Annotated in this window: 18 protein-coding genes; 11 read left to right on the top strand and 7 right to left on the bottom strand. The window is 63.6% G+C overall.

Annotated features, from left to right (window positions below):
• Positions 1-143: 143 nt before the first annotated feature.
• Positions 144-341 carry a hypothetical protein gene (locus G9463_RS23970; protein ID WP_004518623.1) on the bottom strand — a complete coding sequence of 66 codons (198 nt, stop codon included), beginning with the start codon at positions 339-341 and terminating at the stop codon, positions 144-146.
• A gap of 243 nt (positions 342-584) precedes the next feature.
• On the opposite strand from G9463_RS23970, the gene G9463_RS06480 reads away from it, so the two are divergent.
• The 4 genes from G9463_RS06480 (at position 585) to G9463_RS06495 (ending at position 3,523) form a co-directional block, all read left to right on the top strand.
• Positions 585-1,121, top strand: a complete 537-nt coding sequence (locus G9463_RS06480; RefSeq protein ID WP_165896280.1) for an HIT domain-containing protein — start codon at positions 585-587, stop codon at positions 1,119-1,121.
• Between the two features lie 133 nt (positions 1,122-1,254).
• Positions 1,255-2,142 (top strand): Rieske 2Fe-2S domain-containing protein, encoded by an 888-nt coding sequence (locus G9463_RS06485; RefSeq protein ID WP_165896281.1) that lies wholly within the window; start codon positions 1,255-1,257, stop codon positions 2,140-2,142.
• 46 nt (positions 2,143-2,188) lie between these two features.
• The gene (locus tag G9463_RS06490; RefSeq protein ID WP_165896282.1) at positions 2,189-3,103 is read left to right on the top strand and encodes a cation diffusion facilitator family transporter; all 915 of its coding nucleotides are present in this window, start codon (positions 2,189-2,191) and stop codon (positions 3,101-3,103) included.
• 33 nt (positions 3,104-3,136) lie between these two features.
• Positions 3,137-3,523: a DoxX family protein gene (locus G9463_RS06495; RefSeq protein ID WP_004963811.1), complete on the top strand. Its 387-nt coding sequence runs from the start codon at positions 3,137-3,139 to the stop codon at positions 3,521-3,523.
• Positions 3,524-3,560: 37 nt separating this feature from the next.
• Here G9463_RS06495 and G9463_RS06500 read toward each other — a convergent pair whose 3' ends face one another.
• Positions 3,561-4,844: a tRNA (N(6)-L-threonylcarbamoyladenosine(37)-C(2))-methylthiotransferase gene (locus G9463_RS06500; RefSeq protein WP_165896283.1), complete on the bottom strand. Its 1,284-nt coding sequence runs from the start codon at positions 4,842-4,844 to the stop codon at positions 3,561-3,563.
• Positions 4,845-4,894: 50 nt separating this feature from the next.
• The gene (gene deoC / locus G9463_RS06505) at positions 4,895-5,590 is read right to left on the bottom strand and encodes a deoxyribose-phosphate aldolase (RefSeq protein WP_007189048.1); all 696 of its coding nucleotides are present in this window, start codon (positions 5,588-5,590) and stop codon (positions 4,895-4,897) included.
• 164 nt (positions 5,591-5,754) lie between these two features.
• Between deoC and G9463_RS06510 the strand changes: the two genes are divergently transcribed.
• Positions 5,755-6,591 (top strand): DUF63 family protein, encoded by an 837-nt coding sequence (locus G9463_RS06510; protein ID WP_007189047.1) that lies wholly within the window; start codon positions 5,755-5,757, stop codon positions 6,589-6,591.
• Between the two features lie 6 nt (positions 6,592-6,597).
• On the opposite strand, the gene G9463_RS06515 is transcribed toward G9463_RS06510, so the two are convergent.
• Positions 6,598-7,011, bottom strand: a complete 414-nt coding sequence (locus G9463_RS06515) for a hypothetical protein (RefSeq protein ID WP_165896284.1) — start codon at positions 7,009-7,011, stop codon at positions 6,598-6,600.
• Positions 7,012-7,244: 233 nt separating this feature from the next.
• On the opposite strand from G9463_RS06515, the gene G9463_RS06520 reads away from it, so the two are divergent.
• On the top strand, positions 7,245-7,748 hold the full coding sequence (locus tag G9463_RS06520; RefSeq protein WP_165896285.1) for a hypothetical protein: 504 nt from the start codon (positions 7,245-7,247) through the stop codon (positions 7,746-7,748).
• 7 nt (positions 7,749-7,755) lie between these two features.
• On the opposite strand, the gene G9463_RS06525 is transcribed toward G9463_RS06520, so the two are convergent.
• Positions 7,756-7,977, bottom strand: a complete 222-nt coding sequence (locus tag G9463_RS06525) for a hypothetical protein (protein WP_004963795.1) — start codon at positions 7,975-7,977, stop codon at positions 7,756-7,758.
• A gap of 86 nt (positions 7,978-8,063) precedes the next feature.
• On the opposite strand from G9463_RS06525, the gene G9463_RS06530 reads away from it, so the two are divergent.
• Positions 8,064-8,789, top strand: coding sequence for a nucleoside phosphorylase (locus G9463_RS06530; protein ID WP_165896286.1), 726 nt, complete (start codon positions 8,064-8,066; stop codon positions 8,787-8,789).
• A 117-nt stretch (positions 8,790-8,906) separates the two neighbouring features.
• Positions 8,907-10,421, top strand: coding sequence for an HPP family protein (locus G9463_RS06535; RefSeq protein ID WP_004963789.1), 1,515 nt, complete (start codon positions 8,907-8,909; stop codon positions 10,419-10,421).
• Here G9463_RS06535 and G9463_RS06540 read toward each other — a convergent pair.
• On the bottom strand, positions 10,418-11,626 hold the full coding sequence (locus G9463_RS06540) for an NAD-binding protein (protein ID WP_004963786.1): 1,209 nt from the start codon (positions 11,624-11,626) through the stop codon (positions 10,418-10,420). The two genes, G9463_RS06535 and G9463_RS06540, sit on opposite strands and share 4 nt — an antisense overlap.
• A gap of 29 nt (positions 11,627-11,655) precedes the next feature.
• Here G9463_RS06540 and G9463_RS06545 point away from each other — a divergent pair, with 29 nt between their 5' ends.
• From G9463_RS06545 to G9463_RS06555, 3 genes are all read left to right on the top strand, one after another.
• Positions 11,656-12,936, top strand: coding sequence for a potassium channel family protein (locus G9463_RS06545; RefSeq protein ID WP_165896287.1), 1,281 nt, complete (start codon positions 11,656-11,658; stop codon positions 12,934-12,936).
• Complete coding sequence (locus tag G9463_RS06550) at positions 12,933-14,753, top strand: TrkA C-terminal domain-containing protein (protein ID WP_165896288.1); 1,821 nt, start codon at positions 12,933-12,935, stop codon at positions 14,751-14,753. The genes G9463_RS06545 and G9463_RS06550 overlap by 4 nt, the downstream gene beginning before the upstream one ends.
• A gap of 122 nt (positions 14,754-14,875) precedes the next feature.
• Positions 14,876-15,154: a ubiquitin-like small modifier protein 1 gene (locus tag G9463_RS06555; RefSeq protein ID WP_004963775.1), complete on the top strand. Its 279-nt coding sequence runs from the start codon at positions 14,876-14,878 to the stop codon at positions 15,152-15,154.
• 18 nt (positions 15,155-15,172) lie between these two features.
• Here the strand turns inward: G9463_RS06555 and G9463_RS06560 are convergent, their stop codons facing one another.
• Positions 15,173-16,828 carry a histidine kinase N-terminal 7TM domain-containing protein gene (locus G9463_RS06560; RefSeq protein ID WP_165896289.1) on the bottom strand — a complete coding sequence of 552 codons (1,656 nt, stop codon included), beginning with the start codon at positions 16,826-16,828 and terminating at the stop codon, positions 15,173-15,175.
• Positions 16,829-16,847: the final 19 nt, after the last annotated feature.

Genomic DNA, 16,847 nt, shown 5'->3' on the forward strand with positions numbered 1-16,847 from the left:
CGTGTGAAAGGGTGGGGTGGGGGTGTGTAGCCACGCAGTCGGAGACCGCGTGGCGTACGGAAAGGGTGGGGTGGGGGGTGTGTGGCCACGCAGTCAGAGACCGCGTGGCGTACGGAAAGGGTGGGGTGGGGGGTGTGGGATGGTTAAGCGTTGTTCATCCGTGTCGACGTGGTTGTCCCACAGATTTGACACTCGCTAACCCGATACGGCTCTCGGGAAAACGCCGCGTTTTCGCGTTTATCGGATTCTGTCTGTATCTGGACACGCACGGCGTGCGGTGTCTCACGGTCACACGTCGAACAGTGTTCGGCCATGTCAACGCCGTCGTTTATCGCTGCCATCCCGTCTGATACAAGCCGGGTAGAGAGTATAAAAACCACCATCAGTTCTGGTCCGTTTAGCACTGTTTATCGCCAGACGGCAGTCGATTTCTTCCGAAGGAGAGCTTAGGTGCGCCGAGAATGTTTAAAAGCCCTCCTGAGCCCACAAAACCCGGTCAGCTTGCGTGAACGGCCAACACTTTTATATACTACATTCGCGGTATCGGTCATGTCGTTTTTGCTGGTGGGTCGACAACTGGCGGTATGGACAAGGTGTTTGCGCCGTGGCGCATCGAGTGGGTCGAACGCGAAAAGACGGACCCTGATGTCGACTGCGTGTTCTGTGCGTTTCAGGCACAGGACGACGACCGAGCGAACAACCTCGTGGCGCGAAGCGACCACGCCTTTGTCCTCCTGAACAACTACCCGTACAATCCCGGACACGTGATGGTTATTCCCCATACTCACACCGGCGAGTACGGTGACCTTGACGACGAGACCCTGCTCGACCACGCCCGACTGAAACAGCGGACCTTCGACGCTCTCGAAACTGCACTCTCCCCGGACGCGTTCAACGCAGGGCTGAATCTCGGCGGCTCGGCGGCCGGCGGCTCGATTGACGACCACCTCCACACCCACGTCGTGCCGCGGTGGAACGGCGACACCAACTTTATGCCGGTCATCAGTGATACGAAAGTCATCGTCGAGGCTGTCGAAGAGACGTACGACCGGCTCTACGCTGCGTTCGCGTCACAGGACGGAACGACCGCTCCGGAGGACGGAGCTGTCCGAATCCAGTAGCCCTGGCCGTCCCGGCCGTACCGACCGAGATGCCGTCTTCGTCTGTAGAGATGCGGTGAAACAGCCGATTTCCGGTAGCTGAAAAGCATCGGGTGGGCCTTTTTCAGTGGCTGCCAAACTGTCGCATGGTCCTATGACGCAAGAAGGCCCTCCAAATCACGGCCAGCGTGACAAGTACCCAGCTCCGTCCGGTCGCCGCCGCTTCGTCAAAGGACTGGTCGGCGCCAGTGCGCTGTCAGGGGTGACGACTGTCGGCGGCCTCGCAGTCGACGCAACGACCGACCAAGGTGGCGTCGGTGGCGGTACTGTGTCCTATGTCGGCATCCGGAATATCGCTGGCCCAGCGAACCGGCCGATGCCGATTGTCCCCCTGGAGATATCCGATGTCGCACTCCGCGGGATGTGGCCGTCCGTATCAGAAGTGACAGCGGGCGGTGATACCTTCCGTCTCGCCAGCGGTGAACTGGGCGGCGTGACGTACTCTCAGCAGTGGTTCCAGTACTGCGGGCTCGAAGTCGCCCCGGGACTCGAACCGGACCCTGAGCGCGACGGGTTTCTCAGGTCGAAGACGACGTATGACTGGCAATCTGAGCTGCCCGATGGAGAGAAACTCCGTGTCGAGCACTTCGAGAACTACGAGTCGTGGGGAAACAACATCGGTAGCGACGGTCTCGGCAAGCCAGCGGTCGCGACCTGGCGTTCACAGGGCGAGGACGTCAAGGAGATTCAGGTTCAGGTGCTCCGGACACCCGCTGTCTCGAAGATGGTCGCCGGTGAAGACGAGTATGCTGACCTCGCCGGTGAGATACGTGACTTTCTGGACGCGGCCACCGCCGAGGATTTCATCGCATGGGTGAACCGCTGTACGCACCTCTGCTGTAATCCCGGGTACAAAAAGACGCCTGGAAGCGCGAAATTCGAGGCCGCCGACAAGGTGTACTGTAACTGCCACCAGTCGGTATACGACCCGTTTTCGCCAGCGATGGCAACCTTCGCGTCTCGGCCTCGGCCACAGGAGTAGCTCAGTGTCGAAGCGGCTTTGACGGCGGCCCAACAACGGAGGGGCAATGTCACGCCGCACGACGCTCAGGCGAGTCGGCCTGCTCGTTCTCGGCGTCAACCTTCTCCTCGTGCTGCTGAAAGCCGGCGTCTGGCTCACTACCGGAAGCTTCGCCGTCCAGTCCGAGGCGGTCAACAGCGCCGCTGACACCGCCTACTCGCTGGTCATCGTTGCCGGGCTGTACCTGACGACGCGCCCGCCTGACTTCGAGCATCCCCACGGCCACGAACGCATCGAGCCGTTCGTCTCGCTGTTCGTTGCCGCGGGTATCTTCGCCGCTGGCGGGTTCGTCCTCTGGAACGCCGGTACTGCCCTGCTGACCGGGAACATCTCGGTAACACAGGGGCCAGCCGCCGTGCTCGTGCTCGCCTTCTCGGCCGTCGCGAAGTACGCCCTCTACCGCTACTGTCTCCGCGCGGGCACGGACCGTAACTCCCCGGCGCTCATTGCGACGGCGAAGGACAACCGCAACGACATCCTCACTGCCGGAGCGGCGCTGGTCGGTGTCGCCGGTGCAATGGCCGGCTACCCCATCGCCGACCCGCTGGCCGCACTCGTCGTCGCAATCGGCATCATCTACACTGGCATCGAGGTCGTGCAGGAAAACGTCACGTATCTCGTTGGCGGCGCACCGCCAGAGGACCTTCGGCGCGAAATCCTCCGCCGCGCGCTGGACCACCCGAAGGTCAGCGGCGCACATGACGTTATCGCCCACTACGTCGGCCCTGAAATCGACGTGAGCCTCCACATCGAGGTGGAAGGTGACCTGACGCTGTTTGAGGCCCACGACATCGAGACGGCGGTCATCAAATCAATCGAGGAGCTTCCGGAGGTCGACGACGCGTTCATTCACGTCGACCCGAAGGAACTCGGCGAGTGGAAAGACGACGAAGAAGTGGAACGACTCGCTGACTTGGAGTGACGTTTTAATAGCTGTCGTGCCATGCGATAGCATATGGGTGACGACTCATCACGTAGCTGGCTTGCACTTGGACGACTGTTGTTCGGCCTTGGCGTGGCCCTTCAGGCCGCTGAGGACTTCCGGGACATGGAAGACGCTATCGAGTACGCTGAGTCGGCGGGTGTCCCCGCGCCAGACTTGCTGGCCCCGCTGGCCTCGGGGATGATGCTGGTCGGCGGGCTCGGGACGGCATTCTGGCGGCTTCCCCGTGTTTCGACCGGTGCCGTCGCCACGTTCCTTGCCGTCGTGACCCCGACGATGCACGACTTCTGGAACGCTGACCCGGACGATCAGAGCGGCGAGCGTCTGGCTTTCTTCGGGAACCTTGCGATGTTCGGCGGAGCGGTAACGTTCCTTCGCAAAGCCTACAGTGGCGACTGAGCGGCTGGTCAGTCCTGACTGAAAATGTGGGGACCCGTCAGTCCGCTATCTGGGCCCGCTCGATCGGCTCGCCGAAGGCGTACACGGTGTTGTGGCTCGTGATCTCCACGTCAACCGTGTCGCCGATTTCCAGGCCCCGCTCCTGTGCGTCGGCAATGACGACCTGCCGGTAGGCCTCGTCGTAGCCCACCAGCGACTCGTTGGTGCCATCCTCGACGAGCAACACCGAAGACGTGTGGCCGACCATCTCCTCGTAGGCCTCGGCCATCAGTTCCATCTTCGCTTCGCTCATTTCCTTCGAGCGGTCCTTCTTGATCTGGCCGCCGAGCCCTTTCATGTCGTCGGCGTCGGTGCCGGGTCGCTTCGAGAAGCGCGTGACGTTGATCTTCTCGGGGCGGGTCTCGCGCAGCAGCGCCATCGATTGCTCGTGGTCGGCCGGCTCCTCGGTCGGGAAGCCGACAATGAAGTCCGTCGACAGTGTCCAGTAGTCCAGCTGGTCGTCCAGCGTCTCGACGACCTCCAGATACTCCGAAACGGCGTGTTGCCGGCGCATATCGGCCAGCACGTCGTCGCTGCCGGACTGGACCGGCGCGTGGATGAAGTTGTACAGTTCGTCGTGTTCGGCAAACACCGCTGCGAGTTCCTCACGGACGCCGTGGAGTCCCTTCGGGTTCGCCATGCCGACACGAACTCGGAAATCGCCGTCGATGTCGGAGCAGATGCGGTCGAGTAGCTCCGGTAGAAGGCTCGTGCCCTGATTCGTATCCCAGCCGTAGACGCCCGTATCTTGGCCGGTGATACGGATTTCCTTCGCGCCGGCGTGGACGAGCGCGCGGGCCTTCTCAACGTTCTCCTCGACAGAGGGCGATTCGATTCGCCCGGTCGCCTGCTTGGTGATGCAGTAGGAGCAGTCTGACATACAGCCCCGAGCGATGGGGAGGATGCCGACGACGCCGTTGAGCACCGTCTCGGTATCCGGCGTGATCGTCGGGCATTCTCCGTTGAGAACGTACTGTGGGACATCGTCCCAGTGGAGCACCTCGGCGTCGATGTCGGCGCTCTGGAACTCCTCACCCTGCGCGAGCGCCATACAGCCCGTGATGACGAGGTCGGCCGGCGTTTCGCTATCGAGTTCTTTGGCCCGCGCGAGCATGTTGCGTTCGGTTTTCTCAAGCACCGTACAGGTGTTGAGGATCGCCACGTCGGCGGACTCCGGCCCGTCGGCGGGGTGGTGCCCGCCCTCCCGGAGCGCCTGCTCGATCTGCTGGGTCTCACCTCTGTTCGAGGTACACCCGTACGTCTCGATGTGATACCGGGCCATTCATCCAAACACTATCGCCAGGGCGGCAAAAGGGCGACGGATTGGACCGGTCAGTAGCCGTCGGTCGTGTCCGCGCCGTCCCGGTCTGATTCCGGCTCGGTCACGGTTTCGCCCGCCGTTTCGGCCTGCCACTCTCGAACGATGGTATCGCCACTCGACGCGCCGATCCGCTCGGCCCCGGCCTCGAACATCGCCTTGGCGTCAGCCCACGACCCGACGCCGCCGCTGGCTTTCACCGGGAGGTACTTGCTGAGAATCTCCACGTCGTGGACCGTCGCGCCGCCCTCGCTGAACCCCGTCGCAGTCTTGAGATATGCGGCGTCGGCATCAGCCACGAGTTGCCCGACCCGTTCGAGTTCGGCATCGGAAAGCAGCGGCGCTTCGACGATGACCTTCACGGGAACTGGGACGCTGGCGACGACTTCGGTGATGTGGTCCCGAACGGCGTCGTCCTCGCCAGCTTTTAACAACCCAACGTTACACACCATATCCAGTTCGTCGGCCCCAGCGTCCCAGGCCAGTTTGGCCGCCTGACAGACGCTATCGGTCTGACCCTGACCGTGTGGGAAGTCGATGACGGCCGTGAGCGGGACGTTTGCGTATTCAGTCGCCAGCGGGACCGCCCACGGGGGGATGCACGCCCGCATTCCGTACTGTAGCGCCTCGTCGAGGCAAGTTCGCACGTCGGCCGGTGTCGTCGTCGGTCCGAGGACCGTATGTTCGATGCGGTCTGGTATATCGTCCATACCGCGGGGTGACACGTGGTGTCTACGTAAAGACGGCGGGCGGCAGACGGTAGCCAGTTCACTATCTCTCTGTCCTCGGCGTCCAGCGGTCGCCGCTCAGGCTGTGAGTACCTCCGTCAGTCTCGTTCGGAAGGTTTTCCCTCATAGGAGTCGGCGTGGGGGACATGGTACTGCCTTCGGGGTTAGCGCTCCCGCCGCTTGAGTACACTGTGGCGCTGCTTGCGGGCACGCTCGTGGTGACAGCGCTGTTGTACGCCCTCGAACCACCGATCAACCAGCGGACCGTGGTCGCCCTGACGCCGTGGATGGCGCTCGGCGGCGCACTCCACGCGTTCCATCAGCCACCGATTGAAGCGTACCGGCCGGTGGTCACACCGCTGTTCGGCGCGCCGGCGGTGTATCTTACGACGTTCGTCACGCTGGGCGTCGTCTGGGTTACGCTGACGCTGTTCAGCGTTCGACGCGGCCACAGCGAGACGATATCGCGGAATCTGGGGTATATCGGCATCGGACTCCTGACGGTACTTCTCGTCATCGCTGTCGTGATGGCACTGGAGTCCGGCCTGCTGGGGCTTATCTGGCCAACTATCGCTGTCATCGTTGCGACTGTCGTCACCGCGGTGACGGTGCTTGCGGTTGCGCTGTGGCGGACACCGGTCGTGGTTCGGATGCGCTATGCGGCCCCGACGGTCGTGTTCGCGCACATGCTTGACGGCGTCTCGACGGCGGTTGGCGCTGACGTTATTGGGATCACGGAACGAACACCGATCCCGGCCCGAATCATGGAGTTCGCCGGCACGCTCCCGACGGCCCCATATCTCGGCAAAGGCTGGCTGTTCGTGTTCGTCAAGCTGCTTGTGGCGATTGGGGTCGTCTTCCTGCTGGATGACTATCTTGAAGAAGATCCCGTCGAAGCGAGCCTCTTGCTCGCGGTCGTGACGGCCGTCGGCATCGGCCCGGCCACGAACAATATCGTCCTGTTCCTGTTCAGTCCGGTCTGAGGGCGGCTACTCTGTGACCGAATCGTCGAAGCGCTCCTGCCGTTCCCGTTCGAGCCGCTGACACCCGAACACGAGCGAGTCCGGAACGTCCGTCGCGTTGGACTGTAGCGAGTCGAACACGACGCCCACCTCATCGAACCGCGAGCCGCGACCGGCAACCAATGGCTCGCTTTCCCACGTAATGAACTCGTGGTCGGACAGCATCGGCAGATGACAGTGGTACAGCTCCTGCCGAAGACCCTCCAGGTCCTGCGGAACGTTTGGGTTTATCGCACTTTCGGGGAGGGGGACTGTCTCGTCGGGGTGGGCATCCAACAACGCGACGATGAGCTGTCGCCGCGGCTCAACGGCAACAGCCTTGAAAACTTCGTCCCAGCGTCTGATCACCTGCTTCCCGTTCTGATAGCGCTGCTGTGTCATGGTGTAACTTGCAACATGTTTCTGCACGACGACATATATACTATCGTGGTGTACTATATTGAGTGAATTGAACTCTGACGATGGTCGCTCCGAGACGACACTGCCGCGGATGCTGCAACAGGCTTGCTGGCGCTCGGTGAGACACCCGGTGCAACTCTCCTGATAGCGGGCCGTTCTGGCCTCGGACCCGTTCTTGGAACTGTCCCGCTGTGTCTCCACGGTCGCATGACACAATGCTCATTGGCACCGCGAGCAAGGGGAGACACGTGCTTGATTACCCCCTCACGCAGTGGGCGTTCGTCTGTGTCGTCGCCGGCGCGGTCGTCGGCCTGTTGTTGAACATCCCGATGGTGACACAGGACGAGGGGTACCTGCCGGCGTACGTTGCCGCGGCCGGACTCACCCGCACTGACCCGAGTGCAGTGAGTCGTCCCCTCGCCGTCGTCGTCCATCACGGCACCGCCCTCGTCGCGGCGCTGCTGTACAGCGCGGTTGTCGCTGGCCTCTCGTTCGTGCTTCCGACGGCGATCTCACTCAACGGCGTCCCGCTGATTCCACATACCATCGGTGCTGTGGGCATCTCCGCGTTCATCTACTACTTTTTCGCTCGCATCGCCATGCCTCGATTCGGTGGCAGTCTTCGAGACGACGCTGACGAGATCATCCAACAGTGGGCACTCACGGCGTTCATTTTTGGAGCGGCGCTTGCGCTGTTCATCCCAGTGCTCGTCACCTAGCTGTAAGCTACGTGTCCCGGACCCGCTTCGAGAGGTTTCTGTAGGCCCCGAGATACAGGAAGACGCTGGCAAGCAGCGCGAACGGGACGACGAGAGTCCACGAGGGGCCGTCCGGTGTTCCTGCGCCGACGGTATAGCCGGTCAGCAGTCCGAGGACGATTCCCGCGGCGATAGCGATACCCGCCGGCCCTCGCATCCGTCTGTCGAACAGCGAGATATTGTCTGCCATACATCCTCTCTGTTGGGCGTCCTACCTCACTGTTGCGACCGACGGGAATCCACTGGCTACTAAATAGTTCCGTGCGACTGGCCTGTATGGCGAAACAACCCCATCTACTCGTCGAACCGGGTGACCTGACGGACATCGCGCTCGTGCCGGGCGACCCCGGACGCGTCGACCGCATTGCTGGCCTCTGTGACGACCACGAGGTCGTTGCGGAAAACCGCGAGTACAAACTCGTCAACGCGACCTATGAGGGCCGCGAACTGACGATCTGTTCGACCGGCATCGGTTCGCCGTCGACGGCCATCGCCGTCGAGGAACTCGAGGCGGTCGGCGTCGAGACGCTCATCCGCGTCGGGACGACCGGCGCGCTGCAGGAAGGCATCGAGATCGGCGACATGGTCGTCGCCAACGGCGCGGCCAAGGACGAGGGAACGTCCCAGCGCTACGAATCCAAGGCTGTCCCGGCCGTGCCGGACTACGACGTACTCTCATCGCTGGTCGACGCCGCCGAGGCAAACGGCGAGGACGTTCACGTTGGCCCAATTGCCACGGACGACGCCTTTTACGCGGAGACAGACGAATACATCAACGACTGGGAGGCCGCCGGCCTGCTGGCCGTCGAGATGGAGGCCGCCGCGCTGTTCTCCCTGTGTCGCCGTAAGGGCCTGCGCTCAGGCGCTATCTGTACCGTCGACGGAAACCTCGTCGAGGGGACACAGAAGGGCGAAACCGAGGACGAGGAACTCCCAGAGAAAGCCAAGAACAACGTTGAGCGTGCCATCGAAATCAGCCTGACGGCGGCCGCGTCGCTGTAGGCGTCGGAGTGACTGTCTCTTTGAGAGCTGCCGACGGTGCTATCGAACCGGAATGCGCGGCCGCTCGCGCCGCGCTCCGGCGGAGGGCTTAACAGACGCTCTCCCGTGGGAAACTGTATGCTCGACCAGTTCCGGAAGCGACTCCGTGCGGCGGCAAGGCGACTCCGGCGGGTCGAGCGCCGCGAACTACAGGACTTCAGACGCTGGGCCGAGGTGACTGAAAACCTTGTCCACCTTTCGATGCTGGTGTTCGTCCCGCTTGCTATCGTGCTGGTGACGACGCTGGCAAACGCCGTCCCACGACTGAGTTTCCTGCTGTTTCCGCCGCTCGCAGCGGGGTCGTACACGCTGTTCGTCGACCCGACGAGCAAGTACTCCGACCCGAAGCGGTTCGTCGCGGGGCTCACCATCGGCGCGGTCTGTGGACTGGGCGCACTTGCCGTTTCGAACAGTTACCTCACAGCGCCGGGCGGCCAGTTCGGCGTCAACGCGCTCGGTGCCGGCCTGGCCGTCTTTGCGACTGGCGTTGTCACATGGCCGCTGGACATCGAGGAGCCGTCGTCGTACTCCACCGCCCTGCTGGCGCTGCTGGTCGAACCGAACCAGCGGGCGACGTTCGTTGCTAGCATCTTCCTCGCCAGTGTACTTGTGGCGGTCCTCTTTATCATCTGGCGCGAGCAGTTCTACGAGCAGCGAGCGACGTACCTGTACGAGTCGATGTCCGGTGACGACCACGTGCTGGTCCCGATGCGTGGCGACTCGGCAGGACAGACAGCGATGCTGGGCGCACGGCTCGCGGCCGCCCACGAAGCCGGAAAAGTCGTCCTGCTCGACATGGTTGCAGACAGCGACGCCGCCACGACCAAGCAATCGCTCACGCGGGACACGATACAGCTCGATATCCGGTCAGAAAATGGCTCAGAGTCGCCGCCAGCCCGGACCCGCCTCATCGGCGATGGCGGTGACCCGGCCACTGCGGGGGTGTCGCCCGACAAGACTGACCTCGACGCGGAGGTCGACTGGCTGGAGACCCACGCCGACCGAATCGAGACGCGAACGGGCGTGTCCTGCCAGGTCGTCGTTGCGAGCGACGATGGCTCGCCGGCCAAGACGACGCTGCAGACCGCGGCCGAAACCAACTGTGACCTCATCGTCGCGCCTTACGAGAGCCAACACGGAGCGCTGACGCCGTATCTGCAGCGGCTGTTTCGAAGCAAGAGCGATATTGTCGTCCATCGGTCCCGGAGCGACCGGACCCGCTGGAAACAGGTCATCGTCCCCGTCCGGTCCGTCAGCGATGTAGCCCACAACATGGTCGACTTCGCAACGCGACTGGCCGGTCGGAGCGGACGGGTCGCCGTCGCAACCTGTATCGGTTCTCGCGGGGACCGCCGCCGGGCCGAAGAGATGCTTGCGGACCTCATCGAACCGTACGAGGGCGCGTTCGAGACAAGGGTTCCGCGGACAAGCATCCAGACGTTTCTGTCCGATACTGCATCGCAATACGACCTCGTCATGATCGGAGCAAGCCGTGACCGGAGCAAGGCGTCGCGGTTCATTTCGCCACCGACGTTCGAACGACTGGAGGACGTGGAAACAGACATCGCTATCGTCGACCGCGGCCGGGCCTAGATATCTGCGTCGTCCTCGTCGTTCACATCGAGCAGGTGGTCGGCGATATTTTCCATCCCCTCCCGGCCCAGCGCCGACTGGACGATGAGGTGGCCACCCAGCACTGCCGGGCTGATGACCGTGTCCGCGCCCGCTCGTCGGAGTTTCTCGATGTTCTCGCGGTCGGTCGCCGCAGCGACGATGTTAACCTCGGGGTTGAGCGTCTGTGCCGTCAGTATCGCTAGCGCGTCCTGTGCGTCGTCGTTCGTCGCTGCGACGACCGCCACAGCGTCCTCGATACCGGCCCGTTGCATGGGTTCCTCGTCACTCGGGTCCGCAGTCAGGACGGCGATATCCTGTTGCTGGAGCCGTGTCGCTGTCTCCGTGTCCGGCGTGATGACCACGAAATCGATTGCGCCGGTCAGTTCTTCGATAATCGGTTCCGTCAGGTCGCCGTGGCCGAGCACCAGTACGTGGTTCTCGAGCAAGTCCAGTTGTGCGTCAGTCATGTTTCCGAGTGCCTCCGAAAGCCGCTTCTCGATTGCCGGGCCCAGCAGCGACCCAAGCGCGATGGCGAAACTGGCCGTCCCGAGGACGACCACGGACATCCCGAATAGTTTCGCCTGCTGGCTCTGTGGGGTCACGTCGCCGTACCCGACGGTACTGGCCGTGACCAGTGTGTAGTAGAACGCATCGGTCGCTGTCGAGAGATTGGTGAAATCGTCCCGGAGCGCGTACGAGCCCGCCGTTCCGTACATAAGCGAACCGAGGAGTGCCGCGCCAGCGGCCAGTTGCGCTGTCGAGAGGTCGATTGGTCGGTCGAACCGCCGCCGGTTCAGCAACATTGCCGGGAGCGAAATCAGCGAGAGCACCACGAGCGGAATCGACACCGCCGAACTCGGCACGGGGCCGACGAACGGAAGCGTCACCGCCGAGTTCTGTACCAGCCCCTGAACCGCCGCCACGGGCAGTAAGACGATGGTCGCGTACCACGCGATTCGCAGGCGGCGTCGGAGTCCGACGACGCTAACGAGTAGCGTGAATCCGGTGAGCGCACCGGTAAATCCGGCGGTACGCTGGATGCTTCGCGGAATGAGGTCTCCGAGCGGTCCGCTGATCGATACGGCACTGATGTTGACCACACCAGTGACGAACGACAGCACCGCCACAAGCACCGGCAAGAGGATTGTCGTGCGCGCTCCCAACCAGTTCCGCGGCCTGTCCATACCCATCCAGATTACAGCGGTCGGTGTAAATGTACTGTCCGCGGGCCGGAAGCGATTTACTACCGGCCACGCAGGATGTGGACATGGCTTCGCTCCCGGTCGAGGTGTTGATGGGGATCTATCTGGGGTTGTTGGTGGGAGTGATACCGGCGCTCGTGTCGTGGGCGCTGGGGTTCAGTTTCAAGTATTTTACCGGCATTACCGTGCCGGGGTTCGGTGTTGTCGTGCTGGCAATCGCACTTGCCGGCGTCAGCGGCGGCCTCATGGCACTGGCGGATAAGTCGATTACGCAGGCCCCTAACGCCGAGCGCATCATCACCGCAATCATTCTCGTGGGGATGGTGTCGCTGTACGCTCACAGCAAGGGCGACCAGCTTGGGGCGAACTTCCCGAAGCGGCTCTCCTTGCGGGGGCTCCGCGAGAAGAAACTCTCCGCCGATGTGGTCGAATTTGTCGGCGGCCGCGACGAAGTCCGTATTCGCATCGTCGGCGACGTGGCCGACATGGAAGGGTATCCTGCGCTTGCGGAGCCGCTCCGGGCCGAAATCCGCAGCGAGGAGTGGCGGTTCCCGGCCGACCTCCGCATCGGCGAACTCGAACGCCGGATGGAGGAGCGGCTGAAATCGGAGTTCGACCTCGGCGACGCCGCCGTCTCCATCGACGAGCAGGGGCGAGCGACGGTTGTCGCCGCGCCGCCGTTTTCCGGCCTGTCGAAGCGTGTGGGCGACAACCGCCACGCCGTTTCGGTGGACGCGCTGTTGCCGACCGGGCTGGCCCGAAACGATGAGGTGACAGTGCTGACTGAGGACGCACAAGTTCGGGGAACCATCGTCAGTGCCCGGTCGACGCCGTCGGCCGACGAGACACCAGCCGAGACCCCGACGGAACCGGAAATCGCCGACTCCGAGGCGCCCCCAACACCGGTACAGGCACCGACGACTGACGGCGGCGAGGGCCGGCTCACGGTCGCCGTGACCCGGACGGACGTGCAACCACTCCTGCGGTCGGCTCAGCCAAAGGTCGTGGTCGAACCCCGCGGAACCCATCGGGAGTACGAACTTGTCTCCCTGCTCCGTCGGGCCGGAAGCCGGTTTCGCCGTCTCACAGTTCGCGCCGACGGCCCGCTTGACGGGACGACGCTCCGGGACGCCCACGTTCGGGAGGCCTACGACGTTGCCATCGTCGCTATCCGGACGCCGGACGGCTGGCAGGTCGCACCACGCGGCGACGCGGCCGTCGAAGCCGGCAACGAACTGTACGCGATTGGCCGCCGCACCGAGCTTGATGCCTTCGTGGAGGCGGTCGCATGACGCCGCTCGGCACGCCACTCCTCGCACAGATCGGTGCGAACCTGCAACTGGGGATAGTGTCACGAACGCTGGTTGAGGGCGTTGTCTGGCTCCTCGCCATTGCGGTCCTCGCCGCGACGCCGGCTGGTGCTATCGCCGTTTTCTACCGCTGGTACGTCCGGGAACGAATTCAGACCGGGCTGGCGCTCCTGTTCGGGCTGACTGCGGTTGTCCTCGTTATCGGCGCAACGACCGCGCTCAGCGAGGTTATCCTCGGTGACGAGGATGTGCTGGCGGCCGGTGTCGTCCTGTTGAATCTCGCTGCGTTCCTTGCCGGCGGCGTCGGGGCCTACGGTGGGATGCGCATTGGGGACCGGCTGGGCGTCGACCTCTTTGCCGCGACTGGCGGCCGGAACATCGACGCTGACGTGAGCGAGATCGTCCAGACCGTCGGTCGCGTCACGTCTGTCCGCCTCCCTGAGGATATCGATGACATCATCGGCTACGACCCGATGCCCGACGAGACTAAAGAGACACTTGCGAACCGCCGCTTTCTCTTCCCCCGGCGGCTGACAAAAGACGAACTCCGGGACCGGCTGGTTGGCCGGCTCAAGACCGACTACGGCGTCGGCCACGTGGACGTTGAACTGGCCGACGACGGCACCGTCGACTACCTTGCGGTCGGGTCGCGGGCGGCCGGTATCGGCCCGACGCTGCCGCCCTCGACGAACGCCGTCGCCATTCAGGCTGACCCGGCCCATGCTGCAAGCGCTGGCGATCTGGTTCAGGTCTGGGAGCAAGCGCCGGCGAAACGCGTGCTCACCGGCGAACTCCGGGGCGTCGCCGACGATGTGGTAACGGTCGCTATCGACGCCGCCGACACGCCGAAACTTGACCCGCAAACGCGGTACAAGCTCGTCACGCTCCCAGTGCAGGACCGCTCCGACCGAGAGTTCGCTTCGCTGCTCCGTGCGGCCGACGAGACGATGGGAACCGCCACTGTTGAACCGGGGAGCACGCTTGACGGCGCGCCGGTCGGCAGCCTGGCAGTCTCGGTGGTCGCGATCACCCGCGACGACACAGCGCCGGAGACAATCCCATCCCGCGAACGCGTCCTCGCGGCCGGTGACACAATCTACGCAATCGCCACCCCGGACGCGCTGCGGCGGCTGGAACAGGCAACGGAGGGGACAGGCGAACCGGGCACGACGGCGGCTGTGACGGACGAGTTGGACGGCGATACTGATGCCGGGGATGGCCAGTCAGGCGCGTCCGACGCTGTTGCCCGGAACGAGCAGACTGACGGGACGGAAGAACCGGCGGCTGATGCGACTGCTGCCACGGCTAACGACGGCGCTCCGAATGCCGACGCGACCGAGACTGAGGCTAATGACACGGCAAACGCTGATGCGGACACATCCACGGCCGACACCGCCGCTGCCGACGAGCCGACTGAGACCGCTGTTGAGGATGGGTCGGCGGCGACCAGCGACGGCGCGGATGCACCAGCAGACGCCGAAGCTGAAGCCATGGCGGACACTGCCGACAGCGACGAGTCCCCGGACGACGACCCGCTAGAAGCACTCCGGAACACCGACATGGAAGAGCCAAGCGACGATCTGACTGCGGACGAGGCGTTCGACGACCTGCCGGCGGACGACGGCGACGACACTGTCGAGGTGTGGGACCCAGAAGAGCGAATCGCCGAGGCGGACGGCGAGCCGGCCGCCGACGAAGCCAACGACAGCGACTCGATAGCCTCTGAAGCACCGACCGAGGACGGAGACGGCGAAGATGACGAATCAACTGCTGGTGACGATTCGGAGAAACCAAACTGAGGCGAGTATCGGTACTACCGGACACCCCGTCACAGACTGTCCCTCTCCTGCCTGCCCGAACGGGCCGGACCGGACACACCGTGGTCCGGAACCCTCTTTTGCCGGACGCTCGGAATACGGCTATGGAGTGGAAACTGTTCGCACACCTCCGGGACGCGGCTGACGGCCAGTCGGTCAGCGTCGATATTGAGGGGGACGCCACGGTCGAAACGGCGCTCGACGCGCTGCTTGCGACGCGACCGGCGCTCGCTGAGGAGGTGCTCGACGAGAACGAAGAGTTGGCCGACCACATCCGGGTGCTCGTCGACGGTGAAGACCCGTTCGCCGCCGGCGAAGGGCTGGCGACGGCAGTCGATGAGGAAACGGAACTGGCGCTGTTCCCGCCGGTCAGCGGCGGTTGAGACGGGTCGTCGGCCGGGTCAGCTTTCCACCGGTCCCGCCACTGTCACGTTCGAGATGACGACGCGAACGCCGTCCTGATATTCAGTATCGAGTGTCACGTCCCAGCCGTGGGTCCGTGCAAGCATCCGCAAGTTCGGGAGCGTCATCCCGGCCGCGGCGTCCGGTATCGCGCCGCCGTACTCGAAAAAGGCCTCCGACGCTGTCTCGCCCGCCGGGGTCCCGTCGTCGGTGATGACGATCTCGTCGGCCTCCCGCGAAACGGTGACCATCGACGCGTCGTTGTGTGCCGCGAACGTGAACCCGCTCTCGAAGAGGTCACGCAAGCGTGTCGGGTCGGCGACGACCTGTCCCTCCACGTCGGCCGCCATGGTGAGCCCGTCAGTGTCGGCACGGTCCCAGGCTCCTTCGACGACTGGCTGGAGGTCGACAGGCATTGTTTCGTCGATCGTCTGCCCATGTCGAGCCAGCGTCGCGAGTCCATCGACGATTTCGGACATCCGGTCGGCTGTCTCAGACGTTGACTGGAGGGATTCCTTCGCCAAGTCGACGTCCCCGCGGTTCAGGGCGTCGCCGGCGGCGGAGACGCGGCCGGTGACTATCTGGAGCGTGTTCAGCAGTTCGTGTCTGATTGCAGTGGCGAACCCTTCCAATTGCTCGTTCTGCCGGTCAAGTTCGCGCCGACGCCGCTCGCTCTCGGTCACGTCGGTAAACACGAGCATCCGACCGATATCGACCTGGCCCAGTGAAAACGAGGTGTCGCTGACGAGGTAATACTCCGCTCCGCCACCTCGGTTTCGTTCGAGAATCTGCTCGTCCGTCTGCAGTATCTCCCTGACGGCCGGCAACACCGTCTCAAGATTTTGTCCGCGGCTCCCGGATAGTGCTGGGAAGAGCCGCTGTGCCTTGCCGTTTGACTCCTTGATGTGGCCGTCATCGTCGAGATACACCACGGCATCATCGACGCCGTCGGTCAACTGTACGGCGAGAAACGCTTCGTCGTACACGTAGAGGACACCGAACGCGAACAGTGCGACGCCAAGCGGTTCGTGGTTGATGTCGAGCAGGATATCGCTGGTGTACCCGATGACGTCAAGCACCGCTGGGAGCGCCGTGACGCCGACGAGAACGCCTAGTGGGCGGGTGTCGTAGTCCGCTTCGAGGAACAGTTCGAACAGCATGAAGAAGCCGACGGTGACGAGCGCGTAGGAGAGCCCCGTCACCACCCAGTGAAACACGCCGTGTGTGACCGCCAGATGCGGGAACGGGTCGGCGACGAACTGCGTGGCGAAGTAGAGCCCATGAAACGGATTGGTCAGCTTTACGATGACGATACCGAGGTACGCGCCCACAGCGACCCCGCGGTACGACCTGTTCCGGTGGAAGGCCCGACCGGTGTACGCCGAACAGAAGTACAGCCACGCGCCGACCGTTGCGAGCCCGACGATGAGGCTGCCGAGGTAGAACGCGTACCCCAGCGTCCCGGGCGTGATCAGGAAGCCGAGCTCCAGCGCCGCCCAGCCACCGCTACAGACGAGGAGCCCGACCATCCCTCGGCGGGTATCGGGGTCTTCCATGCGAGTCGCTCTGTAGAGCCCGATACCACAACCGACCGCCGCGAGAGCGTACGCCGCGACATACGCAAGAAACGCTGGAGGGCTCCCGAACAAATTCATCTACCCATGGTATGGGGAG

The organism is Haloarcula sp. JP-Z28 (assembly GCF_011440255.1).
GTDB classification, from domain to species: Archaea; Halobacteriota; Halobacteria; order Halobacteriales; family Haloarculaceae; genus Haloarcula; species Haloarcula marismortui.